Below are 20713 nucleotides of genomic sequence, written 5' to 3' on the forward strand. Positions count from 1 at the left end.
ATGGATGCTAGCAATTTGCTCAAACCCATGTTGGCAAGGGGCGAACTCCGCTGTATTGGTGCCACAACCCTCGATGAATATCGCAAGTATATCGAAAAAGATGCGGCATTAGAACGGCGTTTCCAACAGGTATATGTGGATCAGCCTAGCATTGAAGATACCATCTCCATTCTGCGGGGACTCAAAGAACGCTACGAACTCCATCACGGGGTAAAAATATCCGATACCGCTTTGGTGGCAGCAGCAGTTCTCTCCACTCGCTATATCAGCGATCGCTTTTTGCCCGATAAGGCGATCGATTTAGTAGACGAGGCAGCAGCTAAATTGAAAATGGAAATTACTTCCAAACCATTAGAACTCGACGAGATCGATCGCAAGATTTTGCAACTGGAAATGGAAAAACTATCCTTGAACAAGGAAACCGATAGTGTTTCCCTGGAACGCTTGGAGAAAATCGAGCGCGAACTGGCAAATCTGAAAGAAAGTCAAACTGCATTTAATGCTCAATGGCAGTCGGAAAAAGAATTCATCGATCGCCTTCGTGCTATCAAACAAGAAATCGACAACGTTAACATCGAAATTCAACAGGCAGAACGCAATTACGACCTCAATCTGGCAGCGGAACTAAAATACGGGAAACTTACAGATCTACAGCAACAGTTACAAGAAGCAGAAACCAAATTGGCAGAGAACCAAACCACTGGCAAATCTCTGCTGCGGGAAGAAGTTCTCGAAGCCGATATCGCCGAAATTATCTCCAAGTGGACGGGGATACCTGTGAGTAAACTGGTGCAGTCAGAAATGGAAAAATTGCTGCATCTCGAAGATGAACTCCATCGGCGCGTTATCGGACAGTCAGAAGCCGTAACTGCCGTTGCCGATGCTATCCAACGTTCTCGCGCGGGACTGGCAGATCCCAATCGTCCTCTAGCCAGCTTTATTTTCCTTGGTCCTACGGGGGTAGGAAAAACAGAACTAGCTAAAGCTTTAGCAGCCTATCTGTTTGACACCGAAGATGCCATGGTGCGGATCGATATGTCCGAATACATGGAAAAACATACCGTTGCCCGTCTGATTGGTGCGCCTCCAGGATACGTCGGTTTCGATGAAGGGGGACAGCTTACCGAAGCAATTCGCCGTCGCCCCTATGCGGTAATTCTCTTTGACGAGATTGAAAAAGCCCATCCCGACGTATTTAACGTGATGCTGCAAATATTGGATGATGGTCGCCTGACCGATGCTCAAGGACATACGGTGGACTTTAAAAATGCGGTAATCATCATGACTAGCAACATTGGCTCCCAATATATCCTCGATCTGGCTGGAGATGACAGCAAATACGAAGAAATGCGCGATCGCGTTACCGAAGCCATGCGCGCCAGTTTCCGTCCTGAATTCCTGAATCGGATCGACGAAAATATCATTTTCCACAGCCTGACTAAATCTCAACTACGAGAAATCGTTAAATTACAGGTACAGTTTCTTGAAGGACGATTGGAAGACAAAAAAATGTCCCTCAAATTCTCCGATGCTGCGCTCAATTGGCTGGCAGATATGGGTTATGACCCTGTTTACGGTGCACGTCCCCTTAAGCGAGCAATTCAAAAAGAATTAGAAACTCCTATTGCCAAACAGATTTTGCGGGGCGAACTAAAAAGTGGCGACACTATCTTTATTGATGTGGAAAATGAGCGTCTGGTTTTCAAGCGTCTGACTCCAGAATTAGTAGTTAGTAGTTAGTAAAGCGAATCAATCGCCTACCTGTAGTAGATCGAGCAGGCAGGTTGGTGGGAATTGTTCCTCGCCACGATTTACTACAGGCTTTATAAGTCTGATTTTTCTCATCTGTTGAAATCATAAATAATTAATTAGGAGAACTAACCATGACAGATATTAACAATACCTCTGAAACTCAAGAAACAAATATCGTGACCATTAGCCCCGAAACTAATGCTTTAGTCGAAAAGGAAATGGCAGGAGAAAGCCAGCAAATCAAACAAGAAACCAAAGCCTTGGTCGAAGCAATTAAAAAAAGAGCGCAGTCGGAAATTGATAATGCTCAAACTCTGACACGGGATGCTTACTTAAACGCAGTCCGCAGTGCTAGGGAGGCAATTGAAAAGAAAGAACTGCTTGACCCCAAACGGATCGAACATTCGGTAGAGATGATTCAAAAAGATGCTCGGGAAAATTGGCAGAAAATTGTTGATGAAATTGCCGACTTGGGCGATCGCCTCCATGAAGCAGCTCAGAAAGCTTGGGATATCTTAATGGACAAAGATTCTTCGGGAACAAAATAATTTTCTAGAGAAGACACCTAAACGATCGAGTCAGTAAGTTCGATAAGGAGCGAGTTTTAATCATGATTTATCTTCCCGTATCTCTATTTCTCTTTTTATTACTGCTGCTCCTCTTTCCCTTTATCTGGGTAACATTGACTCTGGATGTAGTCGAGACAGCAGTGGCTAAGTTGGGGTTCTCGCCCACTGTTGCCTTGATACTCTTTGCTGCCGTACTAATAGGTAGCACGATTAATATTCCCCTCTATCAAGTTAAGTCTACTACAACTATAATTCCAGATTTTCGAGATATGTGGTTGGAACAGTTTTTGGGAATCCCCCTACATAAAGTAAGACAAAAAACGATAGTTGCCCTCAATGTCGGAGGTGGTTTAATTCCCGTTCTGCTGGCTATTTACGAACTCACTCGCTCCGATCCTCTTGCCATCTTTTGGGTGACCGTAATTGTTACAACTGTCAGCTACTTTTCTGCCCAAATTGTCCCTGGTATTGGCATCCAGATGAATGCATTAACTCCTCCCTTAACCGCTGTCATTAGTGCTATTCTCATTGCCGAACCTCTGGCTTCTTCAGTTGCTTTTACAGGGGGGATATTAGGCACATTGATTGGAGCAGATTTACTGCACCTTAAAGAAGTCGAGCGCATGAGTTCAGGGGTTCTCAGTATTGGTGGGGCGGGAGTGTTTGATGGCATCGCGATGTGCGGGTTACTTGCTTTATTACTTACTTAATACAATTGGGAGGATAAAATCGTGACCGAACAACCTACTATCAGACCTTTACGTCAAGCTGGAATTTATGCCTTAGTTGTAGTTGCTAGTGTCCTCTTAACTTTAGGTTTCCTGCGAATATTTCCTCAATTATTAATACCTACTTTGGTAGCTGAAAAATCTACGGCAGTTGAGCTTCTTCCTACTCAACCCCCTTTACCCAACAACCAACCCCTTAATTTTGTGGCTGCTGCGGTCAGTCGCGTTGGCGATGCAGTAGTGCGGATTGATACCGAGCGTACTGTTGCTAGCAATTTTCCAAGTACCTTTTTTGATGACCCTTTTTTTCGGGATTTTTTTGGTAGAGATGCGTTCCCCCAACTGCCTAAAGAGTACCGTCAGCAGGGTCAAGGATCTGGTTTTATTATCGATAATCAGGGAATTATTCTCACTAATGCCCATGTAGTGACTGGTGCAGACAAAGTAACAGTCAAGCTGCGAGATGGACGCACCTTTAAAGGAGAAGTTCGGGGAGTGGACGAACCTTCTGATTTAGCAGTAGTCAAAATTAAAGGAGATAACCTACCCGTTGCCTCTCTGGGAAATTCCAGCCAAGTACGAGTAGGAGATTGGGCGATCGCAGTTGGCAATCCCTTGGGGCTAGATAATACCGTGACCTTGGGCATTATTAGCACTCTCAATCGTTCTAGTGCCCAAGTGGGTATTCCCGATAAACGCCTTGACTTTATTCAAACTGACACCGCAATCAATCCTGGAAATTCTGGCGGACCGCTGTTAAACGATCGCGGAGTAGTAATTGGTATTAATACCGCTATTAGACCAGAGGCAGAAGGAATTGGCTTTGCTATTCCCATCGATAAAGCTAAAGCAATTAAAGACCAGTTGGCTCGCGGTGAAACCATTCCCCATCCCTACATTGGCATTCAAATGTTAACCCTAACTCCTGAAGTTGCTCAACAGTTTAATGAAGACCCCAATTCTGTGATGATAGTTCCTGAAATTAAGGGCGTACTGGTAGTGCAGCTAGTCCCCGAAAGTCCAGCAGCGAAGGGTGGTATACGTCGGGGTGACGTGATTACGGCAGTGGCAGGAAGTAAAATTGAAACTGCCGACCAATTACAAAAAGCAGTGGAGCAAAGTGAGATCGGCAAGCCTTTAAGCATTACTCTAAGAAGGGGAGAACAAACTCAGCAGGTATCTGTAAACCCTGAAGAGTTACAAACAGCCACTAAATAGGAAATCTAGATAATTCTAGTTCAGTTTAAAGATTAGTCACTCAAGTTTATTTCCAGAAAACTGGCTATGAAAAAATCTCTTTATATTGTTGTTATTGGTTGCGGTCGTCTCGGCTCGATTTTAGCTAGTGATTTGAGTCAAAAGGGCAATCGGGTGGCGGTTATTGATAAAGATAAGTCAGCCAACAATCGCCTGAGCGAGGGGTTTAGTGGTTTTACCATTATTGGGGATGCAGCCGAAATGAGCATATTACAAGCAGCCAAGTTAGATCGAGCTCAAGTTGCGATCGCCGTAACGGGTAACGATAATCTCAATCTTATGGTGTCTCAGTTAGCCAAGACTGTCTTCCATGTACCCATTATTTTGACTCGCATTCTCGATCCCGCACGAGAAGAAGTCTATCAACAGTTGGGTTTAACGACTATTACTACCACTAAAATTTCCGCAGCAGCTTTCTCAGCAACTCTCCAACAGCAGTTAGAGGCGAATGTCTCATGAGAATTATTTTAATTGGCGATGATAAGTTAGCTTACTTTTTGAGCAAAAAGTTCGTCGCCGAAAAGCATCAGGTAACGATTATCAACTCCAATCCCGCAGAAGCCCAAGAGTTTGCCCATCAAATTAAAGCCACAGTTATTTTAGGAGATGGCACTCATCCAACTATTCTGAGAGAAGCAGAAGCAGAACAAGCCGATCTGGTTTTGGCTTTGACTACTCGCGATGAAGATAATTTAGTAGCTTGCCAAATCGCTCAGCATCAATATAGCGTACCCCGAACTATAGCTTTAGTAAATGACCCTGTCCATCAACAATTTTTCGAGCAAATGGGTATTACTGTCGCTTTTTCGGCAACTCAAATTCTAGCAAACCTAATAGAAAAACAAGCTGATTTTGAGGATATTGCGAATTTTTTTGCAGTTAATGGGGGTCAGATTGGCGTTACAGAAGTTATGCTCGATGAAGATAGTCCTGCCGTTGAGAAAACCCTACAAAATCTAGATTTACCAGCAGGTGCTTTGATCGGCTGTATCATTAGGCAAGATAGAGCATTTGTCCCCCGTGGCGGTGATAATTTACAAGTCGGAGATCGCTTAATTTAAAATAGTCAGCCAGAACATTATGAACAATTTTTGGCAGTATTAACAGGAAAAGTGGAGTAGATAGTGCAACACCGTAATTGGCTGAGGCAAAAATATCGAGCTATTTTTGGTTATGTAGGTTTAATTTCGGCGATCGCTGGTACGACAATTCTCTTTCCTTTAGTTGCTTTAATGGCATATCCAGAGGAAATAAAATTAGCTTGGGGGTTTTTAGTTCCAGGTCTTTTGTTAGTTGTAGTCGGTTGGTGCTTCTGGTGCAGACTAAAAGATTCATCAACTAGTTTGAGCGTACAGGATGGAGCGATTATTGTGGTGCTGTCTTGGATCGTCGCGATCGCTTTTGGCACAATTCCTTTTTTAACTATTAGTAATTTAAACTTTACTCAAGCTGTATTTGAATCTACCAGTGGTTGGACGACAACTGGCTTATCGATCGTCGATGTCGCTCAAGCATCTCATTTAATTTTGCTATACCGCAGTACAACTCAATTGATAGGTGGCGCAGGATTTGCCATCTTGGCTCTCAGCGCGATTATTGCTCCTGCGGGGATTGGTCTTGCCACTGCTGAAGGACGCAGCGAACAGTTAGTCCCCAATGTTCGACGGTCGGCTAAGTTAGTCTTAAATATCTATACTGGTTATGTAGCGGTGGGTATTGTTGCTTTAAGACTGGCGGGAATGAATTGGTTTGATGCGGTCAATCATGCTTTTGCTGCTTTATCTACAGGAGGCTTTTCCACTCGCGCTGCCTCTCTGGGTTATTGGGATAGTCCCGCAATTGAAGCTGTGACAGTGGTTTTGATGCTGTTAGGAACTTTGAATTTCTTAACTAGCTATTTATTGCTAACAGGTAGGTTTTCCGCCGTTATTCGCAATAGTGAAGTCAGATTACAGGCTTTGGTAATACCTTTATCTGTCATTATTTTGTTTTTTGGGGTCACTAGCAATATCTATCCCACTTTAGGTAAATCAATAAGAGTAGCCATTTTTGAAACCATTACCGCTCTCTCTACCTCTGGCTTTTCTACGGTAAGCTACACCAACGGTCATAGGATGGGCTGGCTGTTGTTAATCGTCTTGATGTTGATTGGTGGTGGTACGGGAGCCACCGCAGGGGGAATTAAACAATTTCGCATCTATGCCTTGTATCGCGGTGTCATCTGGGAAGTGCGACGACAATTATTGCCTAAAGATGCCATAACCGAACCCGATATTTGGCATGGAGAGACGAGACAGTTTTTGAGCGATCGCCAATTGCGTCAGATAAGTATGTTTGTCTTTTTATATTTGGGAATTTATCTGGCTGGTAGTAGCATTATTACGGCTTATGGTTATTCTTTGCCCGAAAGTTTGTTTGAATATGCCAGTGCTTTGAGTACGGTAGGATTATCAGTTGGCGTAACTGCTCCTGATGCACCTATCACCTTGCTATGGGCAGAAATTACAGGAATGTTTTTGGGCAGACTGGAATTTTTCCCTGTTTTTGTGGGATTAATTCGGATATATCGGGATATTTATAGGAATATGCCATAGTTTTAGAGGATATGGTTTCTATTTGAAATAACTATAGTGCTAGTTCTACGGTACTGGAAAATGTTGAAAACCTCAAAGATATAGTCATTTTAATTAGTTTCCTGATGGTATTTACATATTGATAACAAGCTGGAATACCACTCCCTTCTTACGAAGTTTGCTCAACGGGGGGAACCCCCGCAACGCAACTTCGCGCTACTCTCTACTCACTACTCTCTACTTTTTCAAGGTATTGTATGGTTTTTATTTGGAATGACTATACATTGGTTGGGCGCGATCGCCCTATCATTGAGCTAATATTGCCTGATACAGGTGAAAGGTGCTGCGAGTAATGTGTTTGCTGACCCGACGTAACCAACGAATTGCTTCAAGTCTGGCAGTACCCGTTAGCACATCAATTTGACCATTGGCAGTCTGGTTAACCGTTTGGACTCGATAGGGTTTAACCTTATGATGAATCACGGCAGAAGTTTGTTTTGCTTGCTCGGTAGCCGTTTGCCAACGTTGTTCCTGGACTAATCTTACCAGGTTTTGTAGGGTCACCAAAAGCAACTGGGACTCTTCTATTAGTTCGGGGGTTGCTTGTGCAGTTTGAGCCCGATCTTCATCTTCTTCGCACCGTTCGTGTAGGCGTTGGAGGTGGTCTAGGGCATGGATGAGGTTAATTAGACGTTCCCAGCTGGAGGTAGCGGTTTGAGAGAGATGAATACGGTCAAGATAAGCATGGGTATCATCCAATGCTGTTTGCAATTGGACTAAATCTACTCTTTTACCACTAGTATCGCCTAAAATCGCAGCAATATGGTGAAATAAAGCCAATAATTCTGCTTCTATGACTTTCTGGGCAGCATTTAACGCCAACTCTGGTTGTTCCAATAGTGCTTCGCTCAGTCGATCGGTATAGGTTATCTCTTCACCAGGAACAATTTTTCATAATCACCCAGGCAAACTGTTTGATAACAGGCAACAGCAAAGCAATCCCCACGAAATTAAAGCTGGTATGAAATGCCACGAGAGCAATCTCGGCATTGTCAATCAAAGCCCCTGACCAAAACTGATTCCATAACCAGGTGTAAGGAGCTATCAGTTGTAAAGCCAGAAACGCCGTCCAGAAATTGTAAAATACATGGGATAAGCCTGTACGACGAGCATTGAGAGAGCCTCCGACGCTGGCAATGACAGCGGTTACCGTTGTGCCCACATCCATGCCAATAACTAATGCTGCTGCTTGGTTAAAGTTCACTGCCCCTGCATAGAGCGCAGCTAAGGTAGTAGCTACTCCTGCACTAGAAGATTGGGTGATGATGGTACTCAGAATGCCGAGTGCCAATAATTGTAAGCGACCAAACCAAGTATCTGGGGGTAGTTGCGCTGGGGTAATGAACTGTTCCACTCCATCCATCGCTGTCTGCATGGTGGTAATGCCGACAAAAATCAGACTAAATCCAGCGATCGCCATGCCCACTGTCCCCACTCGACCTCGAGAAAAGAGTTTGAGGCTAGTACCAATAAAAATCAGCGGCAACATGACAGTACCTAATTTGAGCTTAAATCCTAAAATGGCGACCAACCAACCCGTCATGGTCGTCCCAATATTAGCTCCCAGAATAATGCCCAAAGCTGCCGAAAACGGAATTAGTCCCGCGTTAACAAACCCCACCGTTGCTACAGTAGTTGCACTGGAAGACTGTAAAACTGCGGTAGCGATTGCCCCTGTCAATACCCCCGATATTGGTGTGCGGGTAAATTGCATTAATGCACGACGCACTACGCTACCTGCTAGGGTTTTTAGTCCATCGGTCATAACAAGCATCCCTAACAGAAAAAGCCCTAAACCTCCCAGTACCTCCATGATGATCGCAGATCGTAGTTTTCTAAGTTCTCTTGTAAAATCTAAATAATGAATTTTGACTGGTATTTGACGACGTGCCGTTCGATCTAATCAAGTGCACGATCTCAGAGAAGCAAGCTGAAAGTTTGGTAAATATTCCAGCGATGTATTTGTTGTGATGCCAGTATCAACAACAATATCTTCGACAGTCAAAGATTAATTAATAAATTTGAGAAAGCTGTGAAGATAATGTTGATCGACGTAATTTTAAGAGAAATTAGGGGAATCCAGCCTGAGATTAAGGTTGAACAATAACTTAATTGTTGCCTCACAAGCTAAATCGATATAATTAAGATGGGTGAGAGGAGTGCCGCCAAAAATTCAGCTAGAGTTTTGGGGAGGATTCTGATGAACCTAGATGAATACATAGCGAAATTTGAAAGAGGAGCTTTTAGCTTCCATGAACTCCGAAAAATTACTAAGAGTCAATCAATAAGTACAATTTTTCGACTTTATGGCTCTTATGTAGAGGCTAAGAAAATTGGATTTTATGATGATGATTCTCTAAGATGGATACTGTCTTTCCTAGAGAGAGAATTGGTGCTAGCTGGTTTTAGGCAGGCTGCATCGTTACTTAAAATTGATCTAAATGACTCTTTTTCCAGTTTTTGGTCTAGCTTTGAAAAGCTGAATCATAGTAATCTTGCTGAAAAGAGCTAATATCATTTCAGTTTTTAAACAGGACACATCATTTATCGGTTTTAGCCTTTAGCCTTTAGCCTTTAGCCTTTAGCTTCGAGTTATCTGTCTTAATCAAAAAGTAAAACGATATAAAATATAGAGACGACTACACATAAAAACCATAAAATTTAGCTAGTTTTTACGGCTTTTATAGTCAATCAATATTATTCTTGACCAAGAAATTTCCTTAATTTTCAATATTTCTCTCTAATTCCACAAAAGGAATAAGCCACGCAATGTCGTAAGGCTGCAAGCCGATGGTTAATTTTTGTTCTTGAACTCTCCATCCTCTTTTGCCCACTAGATCGTACCAATAATTATCGTCTGGAGTAGCACAGGTAATAGAATTAGAATTCTCTAGTTTGAGTTTAGTAAGAGGAACTTCAATTTGACAAACTTTATTAGTAACATTGGTCAGGGTCAAAATATGTTCTTCGCAGTTCGGAGCAATACGTAAAACGACAAAGCATTCTGGTGAAAGGAGTAAAATTTGTTGTTCTCCATTGGGATGAAAAGCACGCTGTCGAACTCTAATCTCTAGAATTCTGCCAAGATTAAACGTAAGCTGAGATAATTTGGAGGTGGGCATTTTTAGTGCCTCATACAGATTGGCTTCATCTATAATTTGGCGATTGATATCTCGTTTAGATTTGGTTCTCAAAACAGCATCTACATCATTAGTAGTGCCAATCAAACCGTGTAGGTAAATTCCTGGTACACCTCTAAGCACTAGAGCAATACTTCGGGTGGCAATAAAACGCTTAATCTGAAAAGTCAGATCCTCGTTACTACTATCCAAGTTCAAGGCACTAAACCAGGTTGTGTTGATTTCGTAAGGTTCATCTTGACAATTTTCCCCCGTACGATAAGAAATAAAAGCACCATGTTCTCTAGCTTGGCTAATTAAAGATTGAATATCTTCAGGGGAAAGAATGTTTTTCACCCCCATTAAACCAATACCATCGTGAGTATCTAATATATTGAGATAAGTTGTAGTTGCTGAAGGGAACTGTAGCTTTTTAGCCCATAACGACAAAGCAGTCGCATCTTCCTGATAAAAAGTATGGAGAACCAGAGGTGGTAGGGCAAAATTATAGACCATTTGCGCCTCATCGTGACCATCACCAAAATAAGCAATATTTTGTTCGTGAGGGATGTTGGTTTCGGTAATCAGAGCAATTCCTGGAGCGACAACATTAAAAATATCCCGAAAAAGTTTAATCGTCTCGTGAGTCTGCTCCAAATTAGCACAGGGTGTTCCAGGAATTTCCCACAAATAAGTTACCGCATCTAGACGAATGAGATCGGCTCCTCGACGAATGTAGAGTAACAAGGTTTCAATGACCCACAGCAGCACTTTGGGATTGCGATAATTAAGGTCAATCTGATCGGCAGAAAATGTTGTCCAAACCCATATTGAGCCATCAATAGCTTGAAATTTGGTGAGCAGGTCGGAGGTACGAGGACGAACGACAATTTGGCGTTGTTGGAGAGTTAATTCTTCAGGAGAACGATAGACAGTGGCAATATCTTTATAATCAGGATTTCCATTGAGCATTTCTTGAAATGCCATGCTTTGAGCTGAGATGTGATTACATACTGCATCAAACATCAGCTGATAAGAATCGCCAATTTCTTCAATATCCTGCCAATCACCTAATTTGGGATCTACAGTGCGAAAATCGGTAATCGAAAATCCATGATCGGAAGAATAAGGAAAAAAGGGCAAGATATGCAAAGTATCGATCGCCTTTTGAAATCCAGGAACTCGCCCTAAAAAGTTAGCTAATGTTGCCAGAGGCGACCTCGACTCACTATAAAGAAGATCTCCATAAGTAATTAAAATTAAGTCTTTTTCCGTAAAGCGATCGCCTGGAATTAAATTTTGCTCCGCTTGGATTAGTTCTGGTGGTTTATAAGCATAGTAAACTTGCATAATTCTCTCTAATTCAGGCATATATTGACTTGCCAAGTTTTCTCCATAAAGAAAACACAATCGGTTGAAGATTCTGTGACGAGCAAGTTCGGGAATTTGTAATAGGGGTCTAGTGTAATCTGGTTTTCGATAGTAACGAATTGCCTGCCAATCATTAGATTTTAGATTTTTTGCTGTTGTTTGTGGTTGTGAATTTATTTCTGACTTAAACATGACAACCCTCCAGAATCAATTGGATTGATTACATATCTATCTCAAGCCTAACTTGAATACCATGTTCTGATACTGTTTCTTAACCCTTCACAACTTCCTCAAGCTTTTTTTCTAATTTCAAGATCGAGGATTTAAGCTTGCTATTGGTAAAAACATTAGAAGATTAACTATTAACACCTCAGAGAAATTAATCACCAAAAAACTTAAATAGAAAAGAGAATTTGCTATGAAAAATATTCAGCTTAGCCAAACAGGAGTTGAGGTGAGTTGTTTGTGCCTTGGTACTCTTCGTTTTGGCACGAGAAATAACTACGAGGAATCTGCTCGACTAATGGATATGTATATTGAAGCTGGAGGCAGTTTCATTGACACAGCCAACAGCTACGATCGCTGGTGTCTTCAGGGTAAAGGAGGTGAAAGCCAAGTAACTATTGGACGCTGGTTGCGGGAACGTAATAACCGAGATGAAATTTTTCTCGCAACCAAGGTAGGCTTTGGCTATGGCAATGTTCCTGAAGGCTTGGCAGCTTCTACCATCATTGCTGAATGTGAAAATAGTCTCAGACAGTTAGGTACAGATCGTCTGGATTTATTCTATGCTCACCACGATAATAGTAATACCCCTCTAGATGAAACTCTAGCCGCCTTCGATAAGCTAGTAAAAGATGGTAAGGTTCGTTTTGTGGGAGCTAGTAACTACTTGGCATGGCGTTTAGCTGATGCCGATGCCCTCTGTGCTCAGAATGGATGGGCGAACTTTACTTGCGTAGAGCAGCGTTTTACTTATCTACGTCCCACTTCTGGGGCTGATTTTGGAGTACAACGAATTATTGATGAGAATTTGATGAGTTATTGTGATGCTCGTGGTAAAACCATGTTACCTTACACCCCTTTGTTGCGGGGTGCTTATGTCCGTAGCGATCGCCCTATCCCTTCGCCTTATCTCGGTTCCGATACAGATCTTCGACTAGCAGTATTACGCGAAGTTGCCCTAGAACTAGGGGCGACTGTCAATCAAGTCGTTCTGGCTTGGATGATGAATCGTCAACCTCCATTATTACCAGTTTTCTCAGCTAGAAATCCCGAACAAATGAAGGAAAACCTAGGCGCACTCGACATCGCTTTGTCAGCCGAACAAATGGAAAGGCTGGATCTAGCTGGACATTGTCTTAATGATGAACTAGTTTAACCTTCGGTTAGTTATTAGTTATTAGTTATTAGTTATTAGTTATTAGTTTTTGGGTCTAAGTCCCCTCTTATAATCTTCGATTTGAGTAATGTACGGACGTTTCATTAAACGTCCGTACTTAATTAATTAGTGGTTCAAATCTACTACTTGATTGAACTAAAAACTCTTTTAATGTTGACTAAATGATCTAATCTGTCAGGTATTTTCGATAAAATCTATAAATAAAACCTCTGGGGTAGTAAGCTTTTGATATTCTAATGCCTTCGATTCGATTTGCTGTAGTTGTCCCAACGCCCTACTACAAGGAAAGCCATAAGCTTTCTTAACGCGATCGCTTGCTATATTTAGAGCAGTACGAGATTTTTCGACAAATTCTTCTAGTTTGTAGATTTCACCAGGATTAAAGTACTGTTTGACGACTAAGGAAGGAGAATAGCAGTCTTGCTCTGTGCCATCTGGCCATTGTATTTTAAAGTTGATTTCAGGCATGGGTTTTAATTAAGTTAGGAATCAGCTAGGGACGTTTCCTGAAACATCCTGTAGTGTTTTAGGTGCATTTGAGCGGATTTTTGCCAGGAGTATTGTTCGGGAATAGTTGCGCTCTTATCGATTAGTTTTTGAGCGAGATCTTTATCTAATATATTCAGCATAGCGTTAGCAATGTTGTCTTTAGAATCAGGATTTACCAGTAAGGATAAATCGCGATTGAGAAATTCAGTAAAAGGAGGAATATTGGAAGTAATTGTTGGCAATCCAGATGCGATCGCTTCTAATAATACCAGTCCCCAACCTTCTTTGACGGAGGGAAAGACAAAAGCATCAGCACAGCGATATAAAACGGGTATATCTTCATCTGTCATTACTCCAGGTAGAATTAGGGATTTACCGATATCTATATTGTGCTGTTGGGCAAGACTGAAAAATTTTAGGCGATAGGGTTCGTAATCGAATAAGGTTTCGCCACCAGCAATAATAAGCTGTGCTTCGGGATAAGTTTTTAATACTTCGACAAAAGCTTCTAATAGCTTCACAGAATTTTTGCGGGGTTCGATGCCACCAATAGTAAGATAAACAGGATTGCCATTGATTCCTAGCTGCTGTTTTAACTTGGCTTCTTTTCCATTAAGCTTTCTAGAAAATCTCTCCGTATTCACACCGTTAATAATTACTGGTGCAGCAACATGATACTGCTGTTGTAATTGTTGTTGCCAATAGTTGGAGACGCATAGACATAAATCTGGTTCGAGAATAGAGCGATCGTGACATTCTTGTAAATAAGAACTATTAAATTCGTCAATATGATGAACGGTGCGGATCAACAGAGGAATTTTTTGACTGTCTCGCAATATTTTTAGTGCATTACTGCTGATACAGTCTTGAGAATGATAAATATCATATGTTTCTGTTTCTCGATCCAAATAACTAATAAACTCTTGTATTCGTTGTTTAATTAGCTCATCTACTGGGTCTAAATCTCGATCTTCTATTACACCATTAGAATAGTTTTGTTTTCTCTGTAATAATAACTCTCTATCTGCTGCGGGTTTGGTAGGAACTAATTTGCTCGGACAGTTTAAAGGACGATGGAAACCTATATTATCTTTATCTAAAGCATAAATACAAACATAATGCCCCTCGTTTTGTAATGCCTCGGCTAATTCGAGGGTGTGTATTACTCCACCTCTAGGCTTTGTGGAATAGGTGAATAAGGCAATTTTTAACATTTAGCGTTGTATTTTGGGTGCTGAAATTTTTTATTCTAGAAAGCAGAGATTTGCAAGATTAGCATCCAATAGATTTTTAAACTGCATAGCAAATACTGTCTTTGTAACTTTAAATACAGGATGAAAAACTAACTTGCATCGTAATAGATGTATCAGCTTATTGGTTTTATTGACTGTGTGCAATGTTCATCATGACCTAATCAATCCCAGCCGATTGTTACTAGAATTACAAAACATCGATCGCCTGAATCAAAGTTTGTCTGGTTGTCTCGAACCAAAAGCGATCGCCACCAGGATTACAGAAGGTTTGATAAACCAGTTTAACTGTGCTTTTGCCCGTATTTGGCTAGTAAATTCCGAACGTACTGCATTGAATCTAGTCGCTTCATCAGGATTGTATACCCGTCTAGATGGAAGTTTTGCCTCTGTGCCAATGGGTGCTTATAAGGTAGGAAAAATTGCCCAACACTGTATTCCATTTTTGAGTAACCAGTTAGCTAATGAGTCTTGGGTAAAGGATCGAACCTGGGCAATTGAGAATAAAATATGTGGTTTTGCAGGTTTGCCCCTAGCTATTGCTGGCAAGGCAATTGGGGTGCTAGCAGTTTTTAGTCATCAACCAATGACAGCAGAATTTCTGGAGGCGTTAAGGATACTCTGTAGTTCGGTGGCGATCGCTTTAGATAATGCCAAATTATATCAACAGGAATTGAAAATGCGATCGCAGACTAATCCTTTACAATTGACAAATAATGTCACCCTGGCAGAACAGATATCTAATACCCTGACTAACGTTCGCTTGATTTTGGTGGGAACAGAACAACCCTTAAATGTTTCTGGTAGCTATATTTTATTAAAAACGGCAGAGATTTTAAAAGCCAACCACTGTAGCTATTGTCGTCTAACTTACACAAGCGATCGCCTGTACCTCTCGGCAATCTTAATCCTCAACTCAGATCGAGGATGGGCTACTTTCAAAGATATCGGTTTTGCTATTAACAATCTAGATGGCGAATTGCAGACTGAAGTTTTAGACAACGATCTGATTCAAATTAAATTATCTCTTCCCTATCAGCTAAAGCAAAAAAAGCAGATTGAGCTTTCCGATCGAGAACAAGAAGTAATCGAATTACTAGCAGCAGGAATGCGCGATCGCGAAATTGCCAAGAAGTTGTTTATCAGCGATCGTACCGTCAAATTTCACATTAATAATGCGGTAACTAAACTCAATGCTAAAACTCGCATTCAAGCAGTTCACCAAGCATATTCTCAAGGATTATTAACTTCTATTATAGAGCAAACATAGTAATTAATATATTGCTCACTATCTGGCTCTTTTCTAGGGATAAATTGCCTAATTTACGGAGCAATCTTGATTTATCAACAGAGCATATTTGATCCAAAGCGATACTGCTGTTTCTTGACTGAAAAATAATAGTGACTCTGGTAGGATAATTTTTGATTGTGCTAGTAAGAGGAGCAACAATTACTGTTCTCAAAAGCCGATTAATTTCATTAGGAGAAATCACAACACAAGGTCTAGTCTTTCTAATTTCCGAACCAATAGTCGGCTCAAGACTCACTAACCAAACTTCATCCCGTTGAGGATAGCTTACCAAGTCCATTCCTCCTCATCCCAACTATGTTCTAAATAATCTCCCATCAATAGCTCTTCATCTTGATCCACTCCTGCTGCAATAATCGCCTCTTCCCAACCTTGTCGAGGATTAGCAACAATTTGCGAAACTATCAAACGATTATCTTTTACTTCCAGGCTAACTTTATCCGTTAACCCACACTGTTCAATAATTGCTTTGGGAATAATGATTCCTTGAGAATTACCTATCTTGGTGATTTTAGTTTCCATTAGTCACAAGTTATAACATTGTTATGACTAAATTATAAATCAATGAACTAGAAAGGAGAATATGGGATCGCATTTTATCCAGATACTACGGAAGAATAAAAAGCAGATTAAAAACGAGAGATAAGCATCTACAAGAAATTGATGATTTATAGTTACATAAATTGTAATGCGATCGCCTGAATATCTTCTTTTTACATTAGTAGGATCGCTAAACACAACAGCTAGTAATGATAACGACACTGTAAAAAAATCAACTTATCATTACTGATTTGATATACAAGCCTATGTTCTTGAGTAATTTTTCTCGACCAACGAGATCCAGGCAAATATTTTAACTTCTCAGGTTTACCAATTCCCTTCATGGGATCTGCAATTGTTGCCTCAACTAAATCCAAAACGAGATTAGGCTTGCGCCTAGCCTTCGGATCGCATATCTTCCGATCTTTTTTTGCCCACCAACGTAAATCTTCTCTAAACTGAGAATCAAAAATAATAATTCTATCGCTCAAGTCCCAACTCTTGACAAAGTTCGGCTAAACTTTCTGATTTTATCTCTGAATCTTTCTCGATCGCATCTGCTCTTTCCATAGCTGCCATAAGTTTTTGAGCATTGGCAGGAGATCTTAATAGATGCAATGTTTCTAATATATTGGCAAGTTCGCTACTCAGCTAGGATAGCTACATCTTCTTTACCATGTCGAGTAACGATGGTGACGTTTCGATCCGCGATCGCCTCATTTAGTATTGAGGCTAAATTCTGGCGTAGATTGGTATAGTTTGTCTGTTTGGCTAGCATATCACCAAGTACATATATCTGTACTTAAGATAGCAGATAATTTCAGTAATACAACGAATATGCGATCGCTTTATAATCCCTGTGATTTTCTAAAATATGCTTAAGTTATTATTTATAAGCAAAGACGCAAATTCACGATGTAATAAAAAAATAATCTAATTATGAATATGTCATCAATAAAAGGAATCAAAAAAGGCAAGACGATTGAATTATTAGAAGAAATTGATATACCTGATGGGCAAGAAATATTAGTTGATATTCAAACAGTAAATAGTTTTTGGACTAGCTTAGAAGATTTTAGAAATTCGCAAGAGTTTAATAATCAAGAATTTGAAGAGGATGTCTTTTCAGATTTACGAGATAAAACTACTAATTGGTGTCTGTGAGGATGAGGACAAACAATTATGTCATTTGCATTGTATTTATCTTTTTCTTCCATAATTTAACAAGATTTTAAATCCACAAAATATGAATTTATTTCCATGTTACCTGTTAAAAGTGACAGGTAGTAAAGCCCGATCGCATTCAACTATCTTAAACTCCTGCACCAATAGCTAGTATCGGCTATTTCGTAACAAAATACACAGGCTTAGCCAGAACTCTACATTTACTGTGTTAGTAACTCAGTTGAGAAGCGATCGACTGTTGCAGTCTTAGAGTCAAAAAGATGAAAAAGCATTACTCCGTAATAGTTGTGGGAGGTGGACAGGCTGGTCTTTCGATTAGCTATTGTTTAAAGCAAAAAGGCATCGACCATATTATCTTTGAAAAAAATCACATTGGCTATTCTTGGCAACGAAAACGCTGGGATACCTTTTGTTTGGTAACGCCCAACTGGCAATGTACTCTGCCTGGCTATCATTACCCAGGCGACGATCCAGAAGGTTTTATGCAGCGAGATGAGATTGTGCGATATATTAAGGACTATGCCAAATCTTTCGATCCTCCTATTAAAGAAGGAGTAGAAGTATTTTCAGTTACCAAAAGCAATTCCCAAGGGTTGTTTGCCATAACTAGTTCCATTGGTAACTATACAGCAGATCAAGTTGTAGTTGCGACGGGAAACTACCATCAAGCAAAAATACCCAGAATTGCCGAAAAGTTTGCTAGTGAAATATTGCAACTGCATTCTTCTGACTACAAAAATCCCGAATCTTTACCAGAAGGAGAAGTGCTAGTAGTCGGTAGCGGACAATCTGGCTGTCAGATCGCCGAAGATTTACATCTGGCAGGGAGAAAAGTTCATCTCTGCGTTGGTGGCGCACCGCGATCGCCTCGTCAATATCGGGGCAAGGATGTTGTAGACTGGCTAGATCGGCTGGGATATTACGATCTAACAGTTGATAATCATCCCGATCGCGAGAATGTCCGCAACAAGACCAATCACTATGTTACTGGACGTGGTGGCGGTCGTGAAATCGATTTACGCACCTTTGCCACGGGCGGAATGCAACTATATGGCTCGTTAAAAGATATCATTGGCGACAATTTAGAGTTTAAACCCAATTTAAAACACAATCTCGATCGCGCTGATGATGTGGCAGAAAGTATTAAACGCACTATCGATGAATATATCGATCGCCATAATATTAATGCACCTACAGAGCCAAAATATCAACCAGTATGGCAGCCAGCCACCGAAGTTTTAGAACTTGACTATCAAAAAAATCATATTGCTTCTGTAATTTGGTGTATCGGCTATAAAACCAACTTTAGCTGGGTTGATGTACCCGTATTTGATGGCAAAGGTTATCCCAGCCACGAGCGTGGTGTCACTAGCGTTAAAGGTTTATACTTCCTTGGTCTTCCTTGGCTATACACCTGGGGTTCGGGAAGATTTTCGGGAATCGCTAGAGATGCAGAATACTTGTCTGACTACATTGCTAAAAGAACAAAATACGCCTATCCAGGGACGTTATTAGCCGTTAACGAAGCTGCGATCGGCTCTTAAATCAACCAACAGCTAACAACTAACAACTAACAACTAACAAACATAAAATTATGCCTGAAGTTACTACCCCCGCCCACAAAGCTGGCGATTTCTTTGTCGATTACGAAGAGAAAGTATTTCCCGATGTTCAAGCCGAACCAGGAGAAAAAGCCTTAGTTACTTTTCATACCGTAGCTTTTGAAGGTTCGATCGGTTTAGTTAATTTATTACAAGCTACCCGTTTAATTCGTAAAGGTTTTGAGACTTCTATCTTGCTTTATGGTCCTGGGGTAACGTTAGGGATACAGCGAGGTTTTCCCAAGATTGGCGATGAATCGTTTCCTGGACATCAGGCAATGAATAACCAACTAATCAAAATTATGGAAGAAGGGGGAAAAGTATACGCCTGTCGCTTTGCTTTGCAAGCATTATATGGACACGGAGAACCTTCTCTAATCCCTGGTATTACTCCCATTAATCCATTGGATGTTTTGGATATTGTTTTGCTACATCGCAAGGATGGCGCATTTATTCTTGACACCTGGACGATGTAATTCGCAGTTAGCTTATTCGTTAATGTTTGGAAGTTAACTGTTCGTAAGTAAGAAGTAAAAAGTAAAAAGTAAAAAGTAAGAAGTAGGAAATTTAAGCATACTATCAATATTTGATGACTACGTCCTCGGAGGAGGATAAATGATAAATATAAAAGCTGCTGCGGTGCAGATATCTCCCGTACTGTATAGCCGAGAAGGGACAACAGATAAGGTATTAAAAGCGATCGCGGATGCAGCCAAAGAGGGAGTGCAGTTAATTGTTTTCCCTGAAACCTTTATTCCCTACTATCCTTATTTTTCCTTTATTCAACCTCCCGTGTTGATGGGGAAAGAACACATGAAGCTATATGAGGAAGCGGTAGAAGTTCCTAGTCCCGTGACTGAAGCGGTAAGTAAAGCAGCCAAAGCCCATGAGATGGTAGTGGTGTTAGGAGTGAACGAACGGGATGGGGGTTCTTTATACAATACCCAGTTAATTTTTGATGCTGACGGTAGTTTATTGCTCAAGCGTCGCAAGATTACGCCAACTTATCACGAACGAATGGTATGGGGGCAGGGAGACGGATCGGGACTACAGGTATTAGATACTGCGGTAGGAAAACTGGGCGCGTTAGCCTGTTGGGAACACTATAACCCCCTGGCTAGATATAGCCTGATGGCACAGCAGGAACAAATACATTGCGCTCAATTTCCTGGTTCGATGGTGGGTCAAATCTTTGCCGATCAGACGGAAGTAACGATCAGACATCATGCTTTAGAGGCTGGTTGCTTTGTGGTTAATTCCACTGGCTGGCTGAGTCCCGAACAGGTAGGGCAAATTTGTCCCGATGAAGGCTTACAAAGAGTTTTGACTGGCGGTTGCTACACTACCATTATTTCTCCTGAAGGCGTACCCTTATGCGAACCTATTACAGAAGGAGAAGGAATGGCGATCGCCGAGCTTGATTTTTCTCTCATTACCAAACGCAAACGAATGATGGATTCTGTCGGACATTATTCCCGCCCCGATCTGCTGCAACTGAAAGTCAATCG

The 20713-nt window shown here is 41.1% G+C and carries 25 protein-coding genes; 15 read left to right on the top strand and 10 right to left on the bottom strand.

What is annotated here, in order from left to right; all coding sequences use genetic code 11:
• From AC33VI_RS20575 to AC33VI_RS20610, 8 genes are all read left to right on the top strand, one after another.
• A partial coding sequence (locus tag AC33VI_RS20575) for an AAA family ATPase (protein ID WP_491784132.1) occupies positions 1-1740 on the top strand: 1740 nt, incomplete at its 5' end.
• A gap of 8 nt (positions 1741-1748) precedes the next feature.
• On the top strand, positions 1749-1829 hold the full coding sequence (locus AC33VI_RS20580; RefSeq protein WP_491784155.1) for a CBS domain-containing protein: 81 nt from the start codon (positions 1749-1751) through the stop codon (positions 1827-1829).
• Between the two features lie 54 nt (positions 1830-1883).
• Complete coding sequence (locus AC33VI_RS20585; protein WP_491784133.1) at positions 1884-2300, top strand: hypothetical protein; 417 nt, start codon at positions 1884-1886, stop codon at positions 2298-2300.
• Between the two features lie 62 nt (positions 2301-2362).
• Positions 2363-3031 carry a DUF1614 domain-containing protein gene (locus AC33VI_RS20590; protein WP_491784134.1) on the top strand — a complete coding sequence of 223 codons (669 nt, stop codon included), beginning with the start codon at positions 2363-2365 and terminating at the stop codon, positions 3029-3031.
• A gap of 21 nt (positions 3032-3052) precedes the next feature.
• Entirely contained in the window at positions 3053-4267 is a 1215-nt protein-coding gene (locus tag AC33VI_RS20595; protein ID WP_491784135.1) for an HhoA/HhoB/HtrA family serine endopeptidase, read from the top strand.
• A 66-nt stretch (positions 4268-4333) separates the two neighbouring features.
• Positions 4334-4765 (top strand): potassium channel family protein, encoded by a 432-nt coding sequence (locus AC33VI_RS20600; protein WP_491784136.1) that lies wholly within the window; start codon positions 4334-4336, stop codon positions 4763-4765.
• Positions 4762-5367, top strand: a complete 606-nt coding sequence (locus AC33VI_RS20605; RefSeq protein ID WP_491784137.1) for a potassium channel family protein — start codon at positions 4762-4764, stop codon at positions 5365-5367. The genes AC33VI_RS20600 and AC33VI_RS20605 overlap by 4 nt, the downstream gene beginning before the upstream one ends.
• Positions 5368-5430: 63 nt before the next feature.
• A complete protein-coding gene (locus AC33VI_RS20610; protein WP_491784138.1) occupies positions 5431-6900 on the top strand; it encodes a TrkH family potassium uptake protein in 1470 nt (489 codons plus the stop codon).
• Positions 6901-7185: 285 nt separating this feature from the next.
• Here AC33VI_RS20610 and AC33VI_RS20615 read toward each other — a convergent pair whose 3' ends face one another.
• Both AC33VI_RS20615 and AC33VI_RS20620 read right to left on the bottom strand, forming a co-directional pair.
• Positions 7186-7776 (bottom strand): hypothetical protein, encoded by a 591-nt coding sequence (locus AC33VI_RS20615; protein WP_491784139.1) that lies wholly within the window; start codon positions 7774-7776, stop codon positions 7186-7188.
• Between the two features lie 37 nt (positions 7777-7813).
• Positions 7814-8752, bottom strand: a complete 939-nt coding sequence (locus AC33VI_RS20620) for a Na/Pi cotransporter family protein (protein ID WP_491784140.1) — start codon at positions 8750-8752, stop codon at positions 7814-7816.
• A 387-nt stretch (positions 8753-9139) separates the two neighbouring features.
• On the opposite strand from AC33VI_RS20620, the gene AC33VI_RS20625 reads away from it, so the two are divergent.
• Complete coding sequence (locus tag AC33VI_RS20625; protein ID WP_491784141.1) at positions 9140-9451, top strand: hypothetical protein; 312 nt, start codon at positions 9140-9142, stop codon at positions 9449-9451.
• Between the two features lie 208 nt (positions 9452-9659).
• Here the strand turns inward: AC33VI_RS20625 and AC33VI_RS20630 are convergent, their stop codons facing one another.
• Complete coding sequence (locus AC33VI_RS20630; protein ID WP_491784142.1) at positions 9660-11621, bottom strand: alpha-amylase family glycosyl hydrolase; 1962 nt, start codon at positions 11619-11621, stop codon at positions 9660-9662.
• A 226-nt stretch (positions 11622-11847) separates the two neighbouring features.
• Between AC33VI_RS20630 and AC33VI_RS20635 the strand changes: the two genes are divergently transcribed.
• Positions 11848-12810, top strand: a complete 963-nt coding sequence (locus tag AC33VI_RS20635; RefSeq protein ID WP_491784143.1) for an aldo/keto reductase — start codon at positions 11848-11850, stop codon at positions 12808-12810.
• Between the two features lie 195 nt (positions 12811-13005).
• Here the strand turns inward: AC33VI_RS20635 and AC33VI_RS20640 are convergent, their stop codons facing one another.
• Positions 13006-13299: an MSMEG_0570 family nitrogen starvation response protein gene (locus AC33VI_RS20640; RefSeq protein ID WP_491784144.1), complete on the bottom strand. Its 294-nt coding sequence runs from the start codon at positions 13297-13299 to the stop codon at positions 13006-13008.
• 14 nt (positions 13300-13313) lie between these two features.
• A complete protein-coding gene (locus tag AC33VI_RS20645) occupies positions 13314-14534 on the bottom strand; it encodes an MSMEG_0565 family glycosyltransferase (RefSeq protein ID WP_491784145.1) in 1221 nt (406 codons plus the stop codon).
• A 175-nt stretch (positions 14535-14709) separates the two neighbouring features.
• On the opposite strand from AC33VI_RS20645, the gene AC33VI_RS20650 reads away from it, so the two are divergent.
• Positions 14710-15840, top strand: coding sequence for a LuxR C-terminal-related transcriptional regulator (locus tag AC33VI_RS20650; RefSeq protein WP_491784156.1), 1131 nt, complete (start codon positions 14710-14712; stop codon positions 15838-15840).
• Here AC33VI_RS20650 and AC33VI_RS20655 read toward each other — a convergent pair.
• The 5 genes from AC33VI_RS20655 to AC33VI_RS20675 form a co-directional block, all read right to left on the bottom strand.
• Positions 15824-16159 carry a type II toxin-antitoxin system PemK/MazF family toxin gene (locus AC33VI_RS20655; RefSeq protein ID WP_491784146.1) on the bottom strand — a complete coding sequence of 112 codons (336 nt, stop codon included), beginning with the start codon at positions 16157-16159 and terminating at the stop codon, positions 15824-15826. The genes AC33VI_RS20650 and AC33VI_RS20655 overlap by 17 nt on opposite strands.
• Positions 16147-16401 carry an AbrB/MazE/SpoVT family DNA-binding domain-containing protein gene (locus AC33VI_RS20660; protein WP_491784147.1) on the bottom strand — a complete coding sequence of 85 codons (255 nt, stop codon included), beginning with the start codon at positions 16399-16401 and terminating at the stop codon, positions 16147-16149. The genes AC33VI_RS20655 and AC33VI_RS20660 overlap by 13 nt, the downstream gene beginning before the upstream one ends.
• Before the next feature lie 221 nt (positions 16402-16622).
• Positions 16623-16910, bottom strand: a complete 288-nt coding sequence (locus tag AC33VI_RS20665) for a Txe/YoeB family addiction module toxin (RefSeq protein ID WP_491784148.1) — start codon at positions 16908-16910, stop codon at positions 16623-16625.
• Positions 16900-17037, bottom strand: coding sequence for a hypothetical protein (locus AC33VI_RS20670; RefSeq protein WP_491784149.1), 138 nt, complete (start codon positions 17035-17037; stop codon positions 16900-16902). The genes AC33VI_RS20665 and AC33VI_RS20670 overlap by 11 nt, the downstream gene beginning before the upstream one ends.
• A 25-nt stretch (positions 17038-17062) precedes the next feature.
• Positions 17063-17197: a type II toxin-antitoxin system prevent-host-death family antitoxin gene (locus AC33VI_RS20675; protein ID WP_491784150.1), complete on the bottom strand. Its 135-nt coding sequence runs from the start codon at positions 17195-17197 to the stop codon at positions 17063-17065.
• Positions 17198-17364: 167 nt separating this feature from the next.
• On the opposite strand from AC33VI_RS20675, the gene AC33VI_RS20680 reads away from it, so the two are divergent.
• The 4 genes from AC33VI_RS20680 to AC33VI_RS20695 form a co-directional block, all read left to right on the top strand.
• Positions 17365-17583, top strand: coding sequence for a hypothetical protein (locus AC33VI_RS20680; RefSeq protein WP_491784151.1), 219 nt, complete (start codon positions 17365-17367; stop codon positions 17581-17583).
• Between the two features lie 281 nt (positions 17584-17864).
• Entirely contained in the window at positions 17865-19148 is a 1284-nt protein-coding gene (locus AC33VI_RS20685) for an MSMEG_0569 family flavin-dependent oxidoreductase (protein ID WP_491784152.1), read from the top strand.
• A 50-nt stretch (positions 19149-19198) separates the two neighbouring features.
• Entirely contained in the window at positions 19199-19681 is a 483-nt protein-coding gene (locus tag AC33VI_RS20690) for an MSMEG_0572/Sll0783 family nitrogen starvation response protein (RefSeq protein ID WP_491784153.1), read from the top strand.
• Between the two features lie 139 nt (positions 19682-19820).
• Positions 19821-20713, top strand: an 893-nt coding sequence (locus AC33VI_RS20695; protein ID WP_491784154.1) for a Nit6803 family nitrilase, incomplete at its 3' end; no start/stop codon positions are given.

Source organism: Waterburya sp. (genome assembly GCF_058530065.1).

Excerpts from the sequence above, each read along its gene's own strand:
- AC33VI_RS20585 (WP_491784133.1), top strand. The coding sequence starts at position 1,884 with ATGACAGATATTAACAATACCTCTGAAACTCAAGAAACAAATATCGTG.
- AC33VI_RS20590 (WP_491784134.1), top strand. The coding sequence starts at position 2,363 with ATGATTTATCTTCCCGTATCTCTATTTCTCTTTTTATTACTGCTGCTC.
- AC33VI_RS20600 (WP_491784136.1), top strand. The coding sequence starts at position 4,334 with ATGAAAAAATCTCTTTATATTGTTGTTATTGGTTGCGGTCGTCTCGGC.
- AC33VI_RS20605 (WP_491784137.1), top strand. The coding sequence starts at position 4,762 with ATGAGAATTATTTTAATTGGCGATGATAAGTTAGCTTACTTTTTGAGC.
- AC33VI_RS20620 (WP_491784140.1), bottom strand. The coding sequence starts at position 8,752 with ATGGAGGTACTGGGAGGTTTAGGGCTTTTTCTGTTAGGGATGCTTGTT.
- AC33VI_RS20625 (WP_491784141.1), top strand. The coding sequence starts at position 9,140 with ATGAACCTAGATGAATACATAGCGAAATTTGAAAGAGGAGCTTTTAGC.
- AC33VI_RS20630 (WP_491784142.1), bottom strand. The coding sequence starts at position 11,621 with ATGTTTAAGTCAGAAATAAATTCACAACCACAAACAACAGCAAAAAAT.
- AC33VI_RS20635 (WP_491784143.1), top strand. The coding sequence starts at position 11,848 with ATGAAAAATATTCAGCTTAGCCAAACAGGAGTTGAGGTGAGTTGTTTG.
- AC33VI_RS20640 (WP_491784144.1), bottom strand. The coding sequence starts at position 13,299 with ATGCCTGAAATCAACTTTAAAATACAATGGCCAGATGGCACAGAGCAA.
- AC33VI_RS20645 (WP_491784145.1), bottom strand. The coding sequence starts at position 14,534 with ATGTTAAAAATTGCCTTATTCACCTATTCCACAAAGCCTAGAGGTGGA.
- AC33VI_RS20655 (WP_491784146.1), bottom strand. The coding sequence starts at position 16,159 with ATGGACTTGGTAAGCTATCCTCAACGGGATGAAGTTTGGTTAGTGAGT.
- AC33VI_RS20660 (WP_491784147.1), bottom strand. The coding sequence starts at position 16,401 with ATGGAAACTAAAATCACCAAGATAGGTAATTCTCAAGGAATCATTATT.
- AC33VI_RS20675 (WP_491784150.1), bottom strand. The coding sequence starts at position 17,197 with ATGCTAGCCAAACAGACAAACTATACCAATCTACGCCAGAATTTAGCC.
- AC33VI_RS20680 (WP_491784151.1), top strand. The coding sequence starts at position 17,365 with ATGTCATCAATAAAAGGAATCAAAAAAGGCAAGACGATTGAATTATTA.
- AC33VI_RS20685 (WP_491784152.1), top strand. The coding sequence starts at position 17,865 with ATGAAAAAGCATTACTCCGTAATAGTTGTGGGAGGTGGACAGGCTGGT.
- AC33VI_RS20690 (WP_491784153.1), top strand. The coding sequence starts at position 19,199 with ATGCCTGAAGTTACTACCCCCGCCCACAAAGCTGGCGATTTCTTTGTC.